General features: G+C 50.7%; 12 protein-coding genes. 2 read left to right on the top strand and 10 right to left on the bottom strand.

Going from position 1 to position 14,866, the window contains the following annotated elements:
* Nucleotides 1–84: 84 nt before the first annotated feature.
* The 7 genes from N836_RS40875 to rppA form a co-directional block, all read right to left on the bottom strand.
* Nucleotides 85–1,797: a thiamine pyrophosphate-binding protein gene (locus N836_RS40875; RefSeq protein WP_023070280.1), complete on the bottom strand. Its 1,713-nt coding sequence runs from the start codon at nucleotides 1,795–1,797 to the stop codon at nucleotides 85–87.
* 142 nt (nucleotides 1,798–1,939) lie between these two features.
* The gene (locus tag N836_RS40870) at nucleotides 1,940–2,764 is read right to left on the bottom strand and encodes a type 1 glutamine amidotransferase domain-containing protein (RefSeq protein ID WP_031291234.1); all 825 of its coding nucleotides are present in this window, start codon (nucleotides 2,762–2,764) and stop codon (nucleotides 1,940–1,942) included.
* Nucleotides 2,765–3,307: 543 nt separating this feature from the next.
* Nucleotides 3,308–4,609: a dicarboxylate/amino acid:cation symporter gene (locus N836_RS40860; protein WP_023070277.1), complete on the bottom strand. Its 1,302-nt coding sequence runs from the start codon at nucleotides 4,607–4,609 to the stop codon at nucleotides 3,308–3,310.
* A 5-nt stretch (nucleotides 4,610–4,614) separates the two neighbouring features.
* Complete coding sequence (locus N836_RS40855) at nucleotides 4,615–5,712, bottom strand: peptidoglycan-binding protein (protein WP_023070276.1); 1,098 nt, start codon at nucleotides 5,710–5,712, stop codon at nucleotides 4,615–4,617.
* A 10-nt stretch (nucleotides 5,713–5,722) separates the two neighbouring features.
* Entirely contained in the window at nucleotides 5,723–6,508 is a 786-nt protein-coding gene (locus tag N836_RS40850) for an aspartate/glutamate racemase family protein (protein ID WP_023070275.1), read from the bottom strand.
* 225 nt (nucleotides 6,509–6,733) lie between these two features.
* Nucleotides 6,734–8,101, bottom strand: coding sequence for a two-component system sensor histidine kinase RppB (rppB, locus tag N836_RS40845; RefSeq protein ID WP_023070274.1), 1,368 nt, complete (start codon nucleotides 8,099–8,101; stop codon nucleotides 6,734–6,736).
* On the bottom strand, nucleotides 8,094–8,792 hold the full coding sequence (rppA, locus tag N836_RS40840; RefSeq protein WP_023070273.1) for a two-component system response regulator RppA: 699 nt from the start codon (nucleotides 8,790–8,792) through the stop codon (nucleotides 8,094–8,096). The genes rppB and rppA overlap by 8 nt, the downstream gene beginning before the upstream one ends.
* A 128-nt stretch (nucleotides 8,793–8,920) precedes the next feature.
* Between rppA and N836_RS40835 the strand changes: the two genes are divergently transcribed.
* Both N836_RS40835 and N836_RS40830 read left to right on the top strand, forming a co-directional pair.
* Nucleotides 8,921–9,544, top strand: coding sequence for a hypothetical protein (locus tag N836_RS40835; RefSeq protein WP_023070272.1), 624 nt, complete (start codon nucleotides 8,921–8,923; stop codon nucleotides 9,542–9,544).
* 4 nt (nucleotides 9,545–9,548) lie between these two features.
* Nucleotides 9,549–12,701, top strand: coding sequence for an efflux RND transporter permease subunit (locus N836_RS40830; RefSeq protein WP_023070271.1), 3,153 nt, complete (start codon nucleotides 9,549–9,551; stop codon nucleotides 12,699–12,701).
* Nucleotides 12,702–12,869: 168 nt separating this feature from the next.
* Here the strand turns inward: N836_RS40830 and N836_RS40825 are convergent, their stop codons facing one another.
* The 3 genes from N836_RS40825 to N836_RS40815 all read right to left on the bottom strand — a co-directional run bounded on the left by N836_RS40825 (nucleotide 12,870) and on the right by N836_RS40815 (nucleotide 14,847).
* Nucleotides 12,870–13,334, bottom strand: a complete 465-nt coding sequence (locus N836_RS40825; protein ID WP_023070270.1) for a GNAT family N-acetyltransferase — start codon at nucleotides 13,332–13,334, stop codon at nucleotides 12,870–12,872.
* A gap of 65 nt (nucleotides 13,335–13,399) precedes the next feature.
* Nucleotides 13,400–14,338, bottom strand: coding sequence for a M14 family zinc carboxypeptidase (locus tag N836_RS40820; protein ID WP_161634914.1), 939 nt, complete (start codon nucleotides 14,336–14,338; stop codon nucleotides 13,400–13,402).
* A gap of 134 nt (nucleotides 14,339–14,472) precedes the next feature.
* On the bottom strand, nucleotides 14,473–14,847 hold the full coding sequence (locus tag N836_RS40815) for a NifB/NifX family molybdenum-iron cluster-binding protein (protein ID WP_023070268.1): 375 nt from the start codon (nucleotides 14,845–14,847) through the stop codon (nucleotides 14,473–14,475).
* Nucleotides 14,848–14,866: the final 19 nt, after the last annotated feature.

Genomic DNA, 14,866 nt, shown 5'->3' with positions numbered 1-14,866 from the left:
AAGAATAGGTAAAAAGTAAACAATGAGAAGCATACTTCTGATGCTTTTCTAGATGAGAGAAAGCCTTGATGTCTAAAGGTCGAATTACAGCTCAGATGAACGACTGAGCGCTGCGATCGCTTCTGGCTGAAGATTACCTTCAATGACCACATCTAGTAAAAACGGACCTTGATGGGCAAGGGCCTTTTTTATGGCGGGCTCAATCTCTTCGGACTTCTCTACTCGGATCGCTTCAACGCCCATAGAACGTGCCATCTCGCTAAATTGGATCGCTGGATAAGATAAGTCAAAGCTCAGGGGAAAGGTGTGAGCAGGAATAGACTCTTCTTTCCAGAACTGTTCAATATTGAGTTGAAGCAGCTTATAGGAGCGATTGTTACAGATGACAAATTTGGCATCTATATTGTAGCGAGCAGCAGTCCACAGGGCTTGTATAGTATACATACTACCACCGTCACCGGTAAAGCCCACAACAGTCTTATCAGGATTGGCTAGTTTAAGTCCAATAGCCCCCGGAATCCCCACCCCGAGAGAACCACCTCGGGTAACAAAATAATGACCTGTCTGGCGAGGAGGTAAATATCGGGTGAGCATTGGAGAAGAGGTTAACGCTTCATCAAAGACAACCGTATCTGTCGGTAGCTGCTCTGCAAACGCCTGCATAAAGCTGGAGAAGTGGAGCACATCAGGATTAGCTGCGAGATCATCAGCCAAGGCCTGTTGTCGTTGCTCATCTTTTGCCGCTGCGAGCGCTTGCTTCCGTTCAATCGCTTGTAACCGCTGTGCGTCTGTTTGTAGGGTTGGGATAACATCTGCTAATAGTGCCAGTGTCATCTTCGGGTCACACACCACACCTAAATCAACGGGATGGTTTTTCGCAATCTCATAAGCATTCAGGTCAATATGTAACACCTTGGCATCAGGTGCAAAGATATCGCCGACCTCTGGAAAAACTTCGGGCAACAAATACGTGCCGCAAACGAGATTAACGTCACCACGCTGGAGAGTTGACAAGCTACTACTACCAAACATATGGCCCGTAGAGCCCTGGTACAGGGGATGGGTGGTGTCCATATTCAGTTCACCAGAGTCCACATCTCTGACTTCTGCGCCGAGCAGTTCAGCAACTCTGGTTAACTCTTCCTGTGCACTGGCGTAAGCGATGCCATCTCCTATATAGATCATGGGTGCCGTCGCCTTCACCAACAGCTCAGCCATGGCTTGCACGGTTTCGGCATCGGGCGCTACTCGGGTAGAAGGTAAGGATGTTGGCCTTACCGGCTCTACGGCTATCTCATTTAAGATGTCTTGGGGCAGACAAACGTACACAGGCCCCATGGGTGGTGTTGATGCGATTTTGATGGCGCGACGCAATACTCTAAGCAAAGAGGAGGCGTCAGAGACCATGGTGGACCACTTGGTCACAGGCTCTGCGATCGCAACTAAATCCGCTGCCATTTGGGCATCCAGCGCCTGATACTTGATCCCCGCATCACCGCCGATTACCACCAAGGGCGCATGGCCACGCATAGCTTGATACATGGCGCCCACGGCATTACCCAGACCCGGAGCACTGTGAATTTGTACTACGGTTGGCTTTTGAGTGGCACGGGCATAGCCGTCAGCAGTCATCAGCGCCACGCTCTCCTGCAGCGTGAGCACGTATTTAAGCTGAGGATAGTCGGCGAGGGCATCAATTAGCCCTTGCTCAACGGTGCCAGGATTGCCAAAAATATATTCCACACCATCCGCGAGAAACTGTTCTAGAATCGCGTAATGACCGGTTTTTCCTGTCATGATTAATTTCTGTCAAAAAAACTAACAGCTATCAAAAGAGATTTTTATGGTTAAAGCTTTGATAGGGCAGGGTAGAGGCATAGCGTGCTATGCCTCTACATGCACCCTACAAGAGTCAGGCTGTTGCTTATAGCTCTATTCTCTACCAACCGTAACGCTCTAAACCATTCTCTAGCACTTCAACCATTTTCTCCCCAGTGAGATAAGAATCTGGTGTAGAACGTCCCGTAATAAAGGGATAGTCCACAATCACAGAGGTCTCTTTGCCAAAATTGCCAATGTAAGAACCCTCAGGACCTGTAGCATCGCGGAGAATGTACTCTAAGGGGTAGGGGGGTGGCCCCATATTGAAGTCTGTACCCATAAAGCCAGTGCCGTCATGATAGTCATATTCTTTACAGTGACCGGTAACATGCTTGCCCCAAATCAGACTCTTACGGTTTTCTAGCTCACGGGCAAAGGCCAAACAAGTGACACCGTAACACTCTGCACCAATGGGCTTGTTCATGCGGTAAAAGCTAAGAATAATATCGTGAATTCGCTGATTGTTAGCGAGATCGACGATGGGACCACTACCGCCAACAATTAAGAGGGCATCGTATTGTGTCAGATACTCTCTCTCGACTTTGGCAACTTGAGCATAGTAGGCTTCCAAATCCCTAATCAGACTCGGCGAGCTGAAATAAGGCATTTCAGGCAAGATTTCAGCAATATTAAGAGGATAGTTTAGTCGAGGAGATTGATCGATCTCTTTAACTTTAGCTGCAACTTCTGGAGAGGTCACACTTCTACCTAACGGTGGATCAATGTAGTCCGGATCCATGCTGGGGGGGAGAGCGACGGGTCTTTTGCCATTGGGTGTGGCAAACGTCACTTCATAGCCAGCCTTGTCAAACATTTCCAAGGGACCGATCAGTTCTTCACCCCAATAGCCCCATTCCGAAAGAATAATAAGAATCTTTTTCAATGATTTAATCCCACTGTGAACATGATTGATTCTAAGAAAATTGGAGAGCTGTGCCAGAAAAAGAGCCCCTCTGCTTCGCTCTCCATACTCCTTTTCCCAGGCTTGGAATAACGCCTTAATACTCAAACTGTTTCAATAGAAGCGATAGGGAAAAGAAGACTTTGAACGCTTCAAAATTAGATTTCCCAACACCCAAAAATAATAACAAGAAAAATTGACTGTTCTTGATCTCGAAGATGCACCGATCTGTCAAACCTTTTCTATTGGAAGGCTTGACAGATAAAGGCATTCCCAGAATCGGCAACATAACATTTCTAAATATATGTTGAATTTAAGTGGGCTGATTGATAAGTAGTATCTTTTGTGCTCTGAGCAACCAGAGATTTACATAGAAGCTAACCTATGGCTCGAACAACAAAAGTTAGAAATACTATTGAAAAATGCTCAGCCAGTGTGTAAAGCCCATCGAGACAATCAGAAAAAAGGCACATTACTGCGCCTCAAACAATCGTAAAATAATTGAAAGTTTGTTGATCTCTTCTCTTAGGTATTTTCGATGTCGGCAATAACGGAGGTCGCTGCGATGCCAGTATGAACAATGCCCAGGGTGCGCAATGGGTCCATCATTGGATCAATAGCAATAAATAGTACCAATACAGCTTCAAGGGGTAACTGCAATGGTTCTAACACAATACCTAACATGGTTAATGTGAGAATACCAGTCACACCAGCGGTAGCCATACCTGCAAAGATAGAGCCAACAATTACAATCAGTATATTGTTTAGCCCTACTGGCTTATCATACAGCTGCATCACAAATACAGATCCTAGAGCAAAATAAATCACAGAGCCAAATCGACAAATTGTAATCGATAGGGGGGTCACTAAATTGACAGTCTGACGATTAAAGTTTAAAGCATCGCTCAGTTGGGCAATGGAGGACGGTAAACAGGCCAGGCTGCTAGAGGTGGCTAAGGCTAAAATGCTAGGCTCTCGCAATGCTGCCAGTACCTTTAACAAAGAAACTTTTGACTGTTTCCAAACCACTAATGTACTGAACACATATATGACGAAAGACGTAATCAGTGCAGCGATGACAAAATTAATCATCGATAGCATTACATCTAAGCCTTGCTGAGAGAGTTGATAGGCGAGAAGACTAAATAAACCGATAGGTAGAACAATCGTTAACCAGTCGATCAGTTGATTAAAAGTGCGATATATAGCTTCTAGAATATCGAAACAGGGTTCGGTAACGCGATCGCGAATCAGCCCCAATGAAACCCCCACGATAATAGAAAACATGAGCACCTTGAGGGTGTCTCCTTGACTCAAAGCATTAAAAATATTATCAGGCACCAGACCAATTAAAAATGTCTCCATACCTTGGCTTGCTTTCTCCGGCAGTGGTCCCGTCAGGGTCATTTCTAAATCGATGCCCGAGTTGTTAACCAGCACACCCAAAGATTTTAATGTCTTGGTCGATAGATTGCGGCCAGGCCCAGCAATTGTGGCGATCAAGACAGTTAAGCCACTGGCTGCCACCAGCCCCACAGGAAACACCACTAAGATGCGTTTGATATATAGGGCCGCATCGCTACTGCGCATTAGCCGCCCAATACTGGTGGTTATGGCGGCAAGTAGAATTGGCAACACACACATTTTGAGCAAACCCAAATAAAAGCTACCTAAGGGAGCTAGCAAAACAGCCATATCTTTATGGGCTGTGCCGATGTAGATAGCTAGTACAACGCTGATTAAAATTGCCCAGGGACTCCGCAGCCACCCAATGGCAGGAGTATGCAAGCTAAGGCGCTGTTGTTTTGTAGTCGGATTGATGGTCATACTCGTTACTTCTGTAGGTAGGCCGCGTACTCATCTAGCACGTCATCAGCGGTGAAACTCAGGTTAAACGTGTCTAAATACTGATTCACGAATGCTTGTAAATTTTGGCTATCCCAGGGCAAAGCCATGGCAATTTGGTCTTGGGTGTCGTTGAGGGCAATGGTTTGTAATCTCAAGGCAGCATCTGGATTTTTGAAGATTACTTTTTTTACTTCCAGCTCATCTCGATACGCCGCTTGAATTTCACCATTAACCACGGCTTCAACAATGTCATCCCAGATAGGATATTCCTGAATTGTTGCTTGTGGAAATTTTTGTTTGATAAAACCTACGTAGGAGGACCCCTGGATGACGCCAACATTGCCGTTGAAGTTACGGATAGCCTCAATGATCTGGTTACCTTCACTTTGTTTTGCTAATTGCAAACGGTTCATCAGTAATCCTTGGCGCATAGTGACATAGGGCTGAGAGAAACGTACACGTTGGGCACGGCTGAGGGTACGGCTCAACTTAGAAATGGCAATATCGGCCTCTAGCCCATAAACTTTATCCACCACGTCATCAAAGGTGTGTGCTGAGCGATTAAATTCTAAATTTACACCCAGGGCATCGGCTAAGCCCTGGGCAATTTTGATATCGAGACCAACAGAATCGCTAGTATTGATCTCCTCTGTAAAAAAGGGAGGATTGTCAGTACCCAATAAAGCAACAATCAGCTTACCGCGGTCGAGAACTCGCTGAATGTCGGGAGGCATGGCCGTGCGGGGAGCATTGAAAGCAGACTTTTCAGCCAGCTGACGATGGGTCTCGGCACCCGCTATACCATCGACAGATAGGCCGCTATCTTGTTGGAAATTCTGGATGGCCTGGCGGGTGAGTTCATCATAGACTCCAGTAACATCCAGGTCTACATAGCCTATGGATCTCAACTGAGTTTGTAGTTGTTCAACCAGTGCTCTTTCGCTGCCCAAACCTAGCGAACTGGCCAAAGCCGGATGACTCAGGCCGATTACTTGTAATAAACTGCAGCTGAGAATGAGAACAGTTGTAAAAAGAGTGCGAGATAACCAGTAGTATGGCCGTGGCAACAAAAACTTAATCATGAGGAGACTTTTAAACTGGCACGTGGTTGAGTGCAAGACCATAGGTCAGGTCAAGGGTCAGATTAGCCATCACGTCTAGGGGGTCGATCCAATGAATGGGTAGCTGACTGAGTCGGGCGAGGCCAATGGATATCTCGGTACATCCGGCGATGATCAGCTCTGCACCCTGCTCTGCTAACCAGCGCGAGGCAACAATTAGCTCGATTAGAGCAATGTCTGAAACCCTAGCACCCGTAGCTTTAATACCCCAATCGGGGGAATAAATCGACTCCATTATGCGTTTCTGGATAGGAGATCCCAGGGGCGGCAAAATAGGGGAAATACCATACTGAACGAGACTTGTCCTATAGAGTTGCGATCGCAATGTGCCATCTGTCGCCAAAACACCGACTTGTTGCACCGTTGGAAAATTCTCAGCAATATATTTCACTGTGGCATCCATCATATGCAGCCAGGGAATATCCAACTGTGCCTGCACCGCATGGTAAAAACTATGGGCGGTGTTACAGGTCACCACTAAAAAGTCAGCTCCCATCGTTTCTAGCTGATGAGCACTATCTATCAGGTACGGCATGCAGTCTAGCCCCGTGCCCATCAGACTTTTGGTGCGATCTGGCGTTGATGCAGCACTGAGAACGATCCAGTCGGGATGATCTTGATCGTACTGTGCTCCCCGACGTGTACTTTGATGTAACAAGCGCTGTTCGAACTCAATGTGGGCTAATGGACCCAACCCACCTAAAATGCCTGGAAGCTTTAATTGCCGAGAAGGAGTTTTTAGGAAAGAGTTTGACATTGCTTACCCATGGCGATTTGAGGAGAGATTATTCTTTGGGTGCTGCTGCTCAGGGTAATTGAATCTGAAAAATGCTTATACAGCGGGTTTTACAGATCGGTTCATCCTTGACATCAGCAACAGCACTCTCTGAGAGTGCCCGTGTTGAAGTTGTTATAATCTCAGGGAGATCAACTAGTACAGTGTCGAAGCTAATAGCTGAGGCGGTATAGCTGTAGCTAGCCCTCAGCTATGAATACGGGGAAGAGAAACTGTAAACAAACTACCGCGACCCATCTCGCTTTGCAGCGTCAGATGGCCTTGATGTCGTTGGGCGATCGCCTTAGCAATGGCTAATCCTAAGCCCGTGCTCCCCGTCTTGCGGGAGCGATCGCAATCTACTCGGTAAAATCGTTCAAAGATCTGGCGGTGTGCAGCAGCAGGAATGCCAATCCCCGTATCTTTAATAGTGATCAGGGCTTTTCGATCTTGCGCTTGCAAGTTCACCACCACAGCCCCTCCGGTGGGGGTGTACTGAATGGCGTTGGCGATTAAATTTGAGACCAGTCGGTACAGCTGAGATTCATACCCCGAAACGTAAATTTCAGCGTCCGGCCTGTGGTTGCTCAGGTGAATGTCTGAGACCGTCGCCAGTTCCGAAAATTCTTCCGTTAAATCTGCAATCAAGTCGTTGAGACAGCAGGGTTGCGGCGGTTTAGGGGAAGTATCCTGCTCCAGGCTAGTGAGCAACAGCAGGTCGGCCACCAGTTGGCTGAGGCGGCGACCCTGGCGTTCTACGGTGTGCAACATCGCTGGCACATCCTGTTGAGACGGTAGCCGCAGGGTGGCTTCCACCGTGGCAAGCAGACTGGCCAGGGGCGATCGCAACTCATGGGCAGCATTGGCAGTAAATTGCTGCTGTCGCTGGTAAGACTGGTAAATCGGCTGCATCGCCAGCCCGGATAGCCACCAGCTGGCAACGGCGATCAGTCCCAATGCCAGGGGAAAGCCACCGCCGAGAATCCACCGCAATCGCTGTAGTTCGGCATCAAAGGCGGCCAGGGTGCGCCCCACCTGCAGATAGCCCCAGGAGGGATGCTCATGGGAGGGCTCACCGGCAGTATGGGGGTGGGCAGCACTGTGCAGGATCGTGGTGAACTGGCGGTAGCGGCTGCCTGCTAAGGGCTGCAGGGTTTGCCAGGCAGTGGGATTCAGGGTGGCAGGGAACGATTCCGGCTGGTTGGGAGAAAAAGCCAGCAGGTTGCCCTGGCTATCGAATAGACGGATGTAGTAGGTGGTGCGATCGCTAATGCCGATGGTATGACGTTGAATCAGCGACGGATTGGTTTCACAGGGCTGATTCGCAATACAGAGGTCAGGAAAAATCTGTTGCAATACCTCAGTCGGATCGTCTGAGGTGGGCAGCATCGGCTCCAGGCTGTCGTGCAGCGTGCCTGCGATCGATTCAATTTCTCGCTCTAACGCCACCCAATTGGCCTGCACCAGAACATGGGTCATCCCTAATCCTGATAGGCTCAAAATACCCCCCATCACCAGGGCATACCAGGCGGCTAATTGCAGACGGCTGCGACGAAAAAGCTGTTGACTATTCATGACCTACCCGAAAGCGATATCCCTGCCCTGGCACCGTTTCGATAGGGCAGTTACAGTCGTAGCGAGCAAATTTGCGGCGCAGCAGGCGAATCTGGGCCGCTACTACATTGCTAATGGGTTCTTCGTCAATATCCCACAATTGAGAACGCAGTTTGCTGCTGGGGATAATGCGATCGCAATGTTCCATCAGATAGGCCAACACCTGAAACTCCTTCAAGGTGAGGAGAATCTCCTGGTCAGGTTGATCAGGCTGTTTGACTCGCAGCAGGGTATTGGCATCATCCAGGGTGAAGGCTCCGACGGTCAGCTGCGGCGGCTTTAACTGAGGAGAGCGCCGCTGCAAGGCCCGCAACCGCGCCAACAGTTCTGCCATGACAAAGGGTTTCACCAAATAGTCGTCCGCCCCAGCATCCAGTCCGGCAATGCGATTTTCCGGCTGCCCCAGAGCCGTTAGCATCAGCACCGGCAGCGGATTTTGGCGAGATCGCAATCGCTGGCACAGCTCCAGCCCGGAGAGTTCTGGCAACAGCCAGTCAAAGATGGCCACGGTGTAGTCGGCCCACTGGCTCTCCAAACAATGCCAGGCCTGAGCCCCGTCGGTGACCCAGTCCACCACGTACTTTTCCCCAATCAGCACTTGTTTGATTGCCAGGCCTAAATCTTCTTCGTCTTCGACTAGTAGGACGCGCATTGCACCCACACCCTTGACTACGAAGCCGATTTTACCGGAGTCATGGCGATTTCATCTGGTTTTCATCGGCCCTGTGCCATTCTGTTGGAGCTTTTACTGTAGCGGTTAAATCCAGTGAGGAGATATCGATGAAACGCTTACCTCTGTTGAGTGCTTTACTGACGATGAGTTTGGTGATCAGTGCGCCTGCTGCCCTGGCCCATGTAGGGCATGGGGATGAGTTTCAGGCCGAAGGCGGTGTCAATCGAGTGGAGGTGAATGCAGAAACCGATCCCCTGTTTGGCATTCAGGTGAGTCCCATCGAGGCTGCCGCTGATGGTAGCGGTGCGGTGATGATTCCAGTGTCTGCCCTGGTGGCAGACAACGGTCGGCAGCTGGTGTTTGTGGAATACGAGAATTTTTACGAGCCGGTGGATGTGATCACTGGGGCCAGCCAAGGGGAGCTGATTGAAATTGACGAAGGCTTATCGGTGGGTGAGCAATTGGTGACCCAGGGCAGCCTGTCTCTCTATGCCGAATCGAGAAAAACCCAAACCGCTGACGAGGCTCCCGAGGCGGTTGCAACGGCCTCTAATGAAGAGTCCGTCGTGGAATCTAGGGCAGTGGAATCAGCGGCTCAGGCACCGGTAGAAACTGCTGAAGCAGCGGCGAGTTTACCAATGGGCTTGTTAGCCGCCATCGGCGCGGTTGCCGTCATCGTCATTGGAGCTGTTGTTGTCCGCCGGGGTGGTCAGCAGAAGGGAGGCGTTTAGATCGATGCTGAATACGGGTCTGAACCAAATTCTCAAAAATTCCATTGCTCAACGGTGGTTGATCGTGGCAGGTGCGATCGCAATCACCGTCTGGGGTGTCTTTAGCGTTACCCAGATGCCACTGGATGTATTTCCGCCCTTTGCCCCACCCCAGGTCGATATTCAAGTCGAAGCAGTGGGCCTAGCCCCTGAAGCCGTGGAAACCCAGATTACCGTACCCATTGAAAGTACGGTGAATGGTTTGCCGGGAGTGACCACCGTGAGATCGTCCTCCAAGGTGGGGCTATCGATGGTCAGTGTGGTGTTTAACCAGGATGCTGACATCTACCAGGCGCGACAGGCCGTCACTCAACGACTGCAGCAGATTCAATTGCCAGAGAATGCTCACCCACCAGAAATCTCGCCGCTGGTGTCGCCGTTGGGCACAGTTTTGCAGTATGCCTTCACCGTTAATGGCCAGGGGCCAACCTCAATGATTGATTTGCGCCGCCTGGTGGATGTGACGCTGAAAAATCAGATACTCTCGGTGCCGGGTGTTTCTCAGGTGACAATTTACGGCGGCGACGAACGGCAGGAACAGGTGCTGGTTGATCCTGAGCAGTTAGCTGCCCTCAACCTGTCTCTTAATGAGGTGGCCATCGCCGCCGCCGGAGCCAACGCCAACGCACCGGGGGGTTTCCTGATTGGTGGCGGACAAGAACTGTTGGTGCGTGGCATCGGCCAGATCCAGTCCATTCAAGACTTGCAGCAATCGGTGGTGAAGGTGCAGGATGGGCAGCCGATTTTGCTGCAGGATGTGGCCACGGTGCAGACTGGGGCCGCTCTGAAGCGAGGCGATGCCAGTCTCAACGGTCAACCTGCAGTAGTGCTGATGATCAACAAGCAGCCGGAGGTGGATACGCCTACGGTGACCAATGCCGTCGAGGCTGCGATCGCCACGTTGCAGCTCACCTTTCCTGCCGATGTGCAGGTCACCCGCACGTTCCGGCAGGCCAACTTTATTGATGCCGCCATTCGCAATGTCAGCGGCTCCCTGCTGCAGGGTGTGGTGATTGTGTCGGTGATTCTGCTGTTGTTTTTGATGAACTGGCGCACAGCCATCATTACCCTGAGCGCTATTCCCCTGTCGCTGCTGCTGGGTCTGCTGTTTATGAATGCCTTTGGTCTGGGCATCAACACCATGACCCTGGGAGGGCTCGTAGTGGCCATTGGTTCGGTGGTGGATGATGCCATCGTGGATATGGAGAACTGCTATCGCGGGTTGCGTACCAACCAGGCTCAGGGTAATCCCAAACATCCCTTCCAGGTAGTGTTTGAGACCTCAGTGCAGGTGCGACTGGCGGTGATTTTTTCCACGGTGATTATTGTTGTCGTGTTTGCTCCCATCTTTAGTTTGACTGGAGTGGAAGGACGCATCTTTGCGCCGATGGGGCTGGCCTATCTGTTCTCAATTCTGGCCTCTACTTTGGTGGCAATGACCCTATCGCCTGCCCTCTGTGCCATGCTGTTGGCAAATCAGAATCTGCCGCGCGCAGGTACGTTTGTATCGCGGTTAGCTGAACGTCTTTATCGTCCCCTGCTGAGATTTTCTCTACGGGCACCGCAGCTTATCCTCACCCTGGCTCTGGCGGCTCTGGTGGCATCAGCGGCGATCGTCCCCTCCCTGGGGCGCGTCTTTCTGCCGGAGTTTCAGGAGAAATCTTTGGTGAACTCCATGGTACTGTTTCCCGGCATTTCTTTGGATATCACCAATGGTGCGGGCCATGCCCTGGCCAACTCGCTGCAGGATAATCCTCTCTATGAGTGGGTGCAGGTGCGAGCCGGTCGTTCTCCAGGGGATGCTGATGGGGCTGGCGTTAATATGGCCCACGTCGATATCGAACTAAGTGACGCTGCGCTTAAAGACCGGGAAGCCACCATCAAACAACTGCGAGCAGCGTTTCTGGAACTGCCAGGCGTTGCTCCTAATATCGGCGGGTTCATCTCCCACCGGATGGATGAGGTGCTGTCTGGGGTCCGCAGTGCGATCGCAATCAAAATCTTTGGCCCCGACCTGGCAGAACTGCGGCGCATTGGTGAACAGGTACGCGACACCATCGAACCGATTGCAGGGTTGGTGGACTTACAGCTAGAGCCCCAACTGCCCATCCGTCAGGTGCAGATTCAGTACGACCGGGCAGCGGCAGCAAGCTATGGCTTGACCATGGCTCAGATTTCCGAGGTGGTGGAAACAGCCCTGAATGGTCGCAGGGTTGCCCAGGTACCGGCAGATCAGCAGCTGGTGGACATTACCGTGGCGCTACCGGAGTCTGCCCGCAACAGTTTGGATGCCATTAGTGCGATTCCGATCACCGCCTCTACTGGCGAGTTGATTACTTTGGGAGATGTGGCGGCTGTGGGCTACGCCATGGGGGCCAACGTGGTCAACCGAGAAGATGTGTCTCGCCTGATTGTGGTATCGGCAAATGTGGCCGAGCGGGATCTGGGCAGCATCGTCGGTGACATTCAGACCCAGATTCGAGAGCATGTACAGTTGCCGAATGGCTACTTTATCCAGTACGGGGGACAGTTTGAAGCAGAGCAAAACGCCACCAATAATCTGCTGGTGTATAGCATTCTGGCGGCGATTGCGATCGCGGTGCTGATGTTCTTCTCTGTTAAGTCCCTACCGGCCACCGTGGCGATCATGATCAACCTGCCCCTGGCGCTAGTGGGCGGTATTATCTCCATCCTATTGACCGGCGGCGTCATGTCGGTAGCCTCCCTGATTGGCTTCATCACCCTGTTTGGGGTAGCCGTCCGTAATGGGCTGCTGCTAGTGGACAACTACAACACCAAGTTTGCTGAAGGTTTGCCGCTACAGAAAGCGATCTTCCAGGGCTCTCTAGAACGGGTGAATGCCATTCTAATGACGGCGCTCACCTCCGCTCTGGGGATGCTGCCCCTGGCGATCGCCAGGGGTGCGGGTAACGAAATTCTTCAGCCATTGGCGATCGTCGTGCTAGGGGGATTATTTACGGCCACAGCCCTCACCCTGCTAGTGATTCCGGCTCTCTATGCTCAGTTTGGTCGCTGGTTTATGCCCCAATCGCAACGAACAGATTTAGCAGCGGCCTGGGCCAAGCATGGCACATCGACGGTGATTTATAGACAGTAGTTTGTCGAAATGCTGACCTGAAGGCGCGATGATGCGATCGCGCTTTTCAACCAGCCAAAGGAGACCGGCAATAATCAAACGTCAGCTGGTGCAGCCAGAGCTACCATGGAGCCCGTGTTCGGTAGAGAGATGAGAGAAAATCGGGCGTTGCTGAAAACTGAGGGAGAGCTATAGCAGCTTTTCCATTGCGTAATTGATGAATGTTTCTCCTCGACGAGTCACCGCCTGCTCCGCAACTACCGAAAACCCCATACGCTGAAAAAACAACTTTGCAGTAATGCTGGCATCAGTAAACAATCGGCGTACTGACAACTCCACGGCTTTTGCTTCAATTGCCTGATAGATCTGTCTGCCTACGCCGCAACGTTGATAGTCTTTATGACAGTAAAAGCAATCGATATGCCCCGTCGGCTCTAGCTCTCCAAACCCGGCAATCACCCCGCCATCATCAGCCACATAGGTAAATCGGTTTGCACACACCTCTACCCAATTTCTGAAGTGGATATCATCAGGTGCCCACGCCCTGACCTGATTGATGGAGTAATCATGGACATTGATTTCACGGACTGTTTCATGAAACAGTTGCGCGATTTGTTCAGCATCCTGTGGAGCAAACAACCGGATCTCAATCACAAGCGTACTCCACTACTGAACTCCACTGAACTCCACTGAATCTCCACAAAACGGAGCGAGAAACTTTATACCTCCGCTCCACTGTCATGTTCTATCATCGCTTCAACCTGCTCAGTCACAGACCAAACCCAGTTTTCCATGATGCGGAGTTGAGTATCTAAAGGGATCTCCTTAAATGCATAACGTGTGCGCCCTGTTTGCTTAAGCTCTCGATTACACTGCTCGATCTCAGGGAGGGTAGCCTTGACTAAAGCTGGGCAGATGACTAAAGGCATCTCTGGGACCCCAATATACTGAGGTTGAAATCGATGGGCGACAAAAGCAAGTGAGCTCCCAGGATTAGCAACATTCAAATTTTCACGCTGAGGCAGCTCTAACTCGAAAAAGCCTGAATGCCAAGCATGCTTGGCAAGTCCAGTTGGATCGTGAGGCAACAACAAGATCCAGTCTGGTGTAGTCTTGGCCACCTGGCTGGCCACTTGATTTACCCAGTCCGGATTAGACGTGCTACCCACATAGAAAAATAATCCTGGACTAATACCATGGGCGGAATGCAGAGAGAAATAAGCATCAATGCGGTTGAACTGGGCCAGCCATTGGCGAATGGCCACACACTCAGGATAAGTATCTGTTGTGAAATACCCCTCCAAGTCTCGCTGATGATTGAGATTCAGTAGGGCTTGTAAGGTCACGTTTGCCGGTAGCTCATTAGCATTTCGAGCAACAACGTCTGGGTCTGCTACCGGAACAACACAAAATCGCACAGTCTTAGACGGCTGGCTCACTAGTGTTTGCAGAATGGAGATCGCAGTTAGTGGAGCGATCACTTCAGCCCCATGGAGTCCAGCTACAATCACCACCGTACGCGTTGCCTGTTGAGCGCCAACCGTCACTCCATAAATCGATCGCCCTTCGCCTGATATGCCAATTTCTTCGACACAAGCACCCAGATCTTCAATCTGCCTGATTAGCGTATCAAGCTGTTTCAAATCAACCCATTCCATGGCACCTCCTGTCCCTCCTGCAATCATAGCAAGTGGGCCTTGGCTTAGTTGGGGATGACTTCAAGCCAAGGGTGGCAACAAACGCTAGCACTCAAACGATAGGATTGAATTTAAGCTCTGCAGACTCACCAGATTTAATCAGCATGACAAACCTGTTTGTGGGGTAACCCCTCGGGTAAAGTTCCTGCTCGATAGGCTGCAACTGCTTTATCTGGATGAGTCTCACTGGTTGTCAGCAGCTCTGTATTTCGTTGTTGTAGTCTTCGCCGAACACCCTCACCAGCAGACGCCGCCAGGACAATATCGACAAAATGTAGGGGATGACGATTACCGTCGCCTCGAACATGCCATTCGTGCAGAGACCCCATCTGAGTTAAATCTAACGTCCAAGCGAGGTTCGTTTCCGCTTCATCAGCAACGACATATACTCTCCACTGCACGGCTCTTCCGGCATGGGGGGCAAGGCTGCCATCGTCTGTTACGGCTACAGCAATCAATTTTTCCGTCATTTGATCAAATCCTCTCAAT

The sequence above is a fragment of the Leptolyngbya sp. Heron Island J genome (assembly GCF_000482245.1).
In the GTDB taxonomy this organism is placed as follows: Bacteria; Cyanobacteriota; Cyanobacteriia; order Phormidesmidales; family Phormidesmidaceae; genus Leptothoe.
Note: the sequence above shows the minus strand (reverse complement) of the source record. Positions and strands in the feature narration are given on the sequence as shown.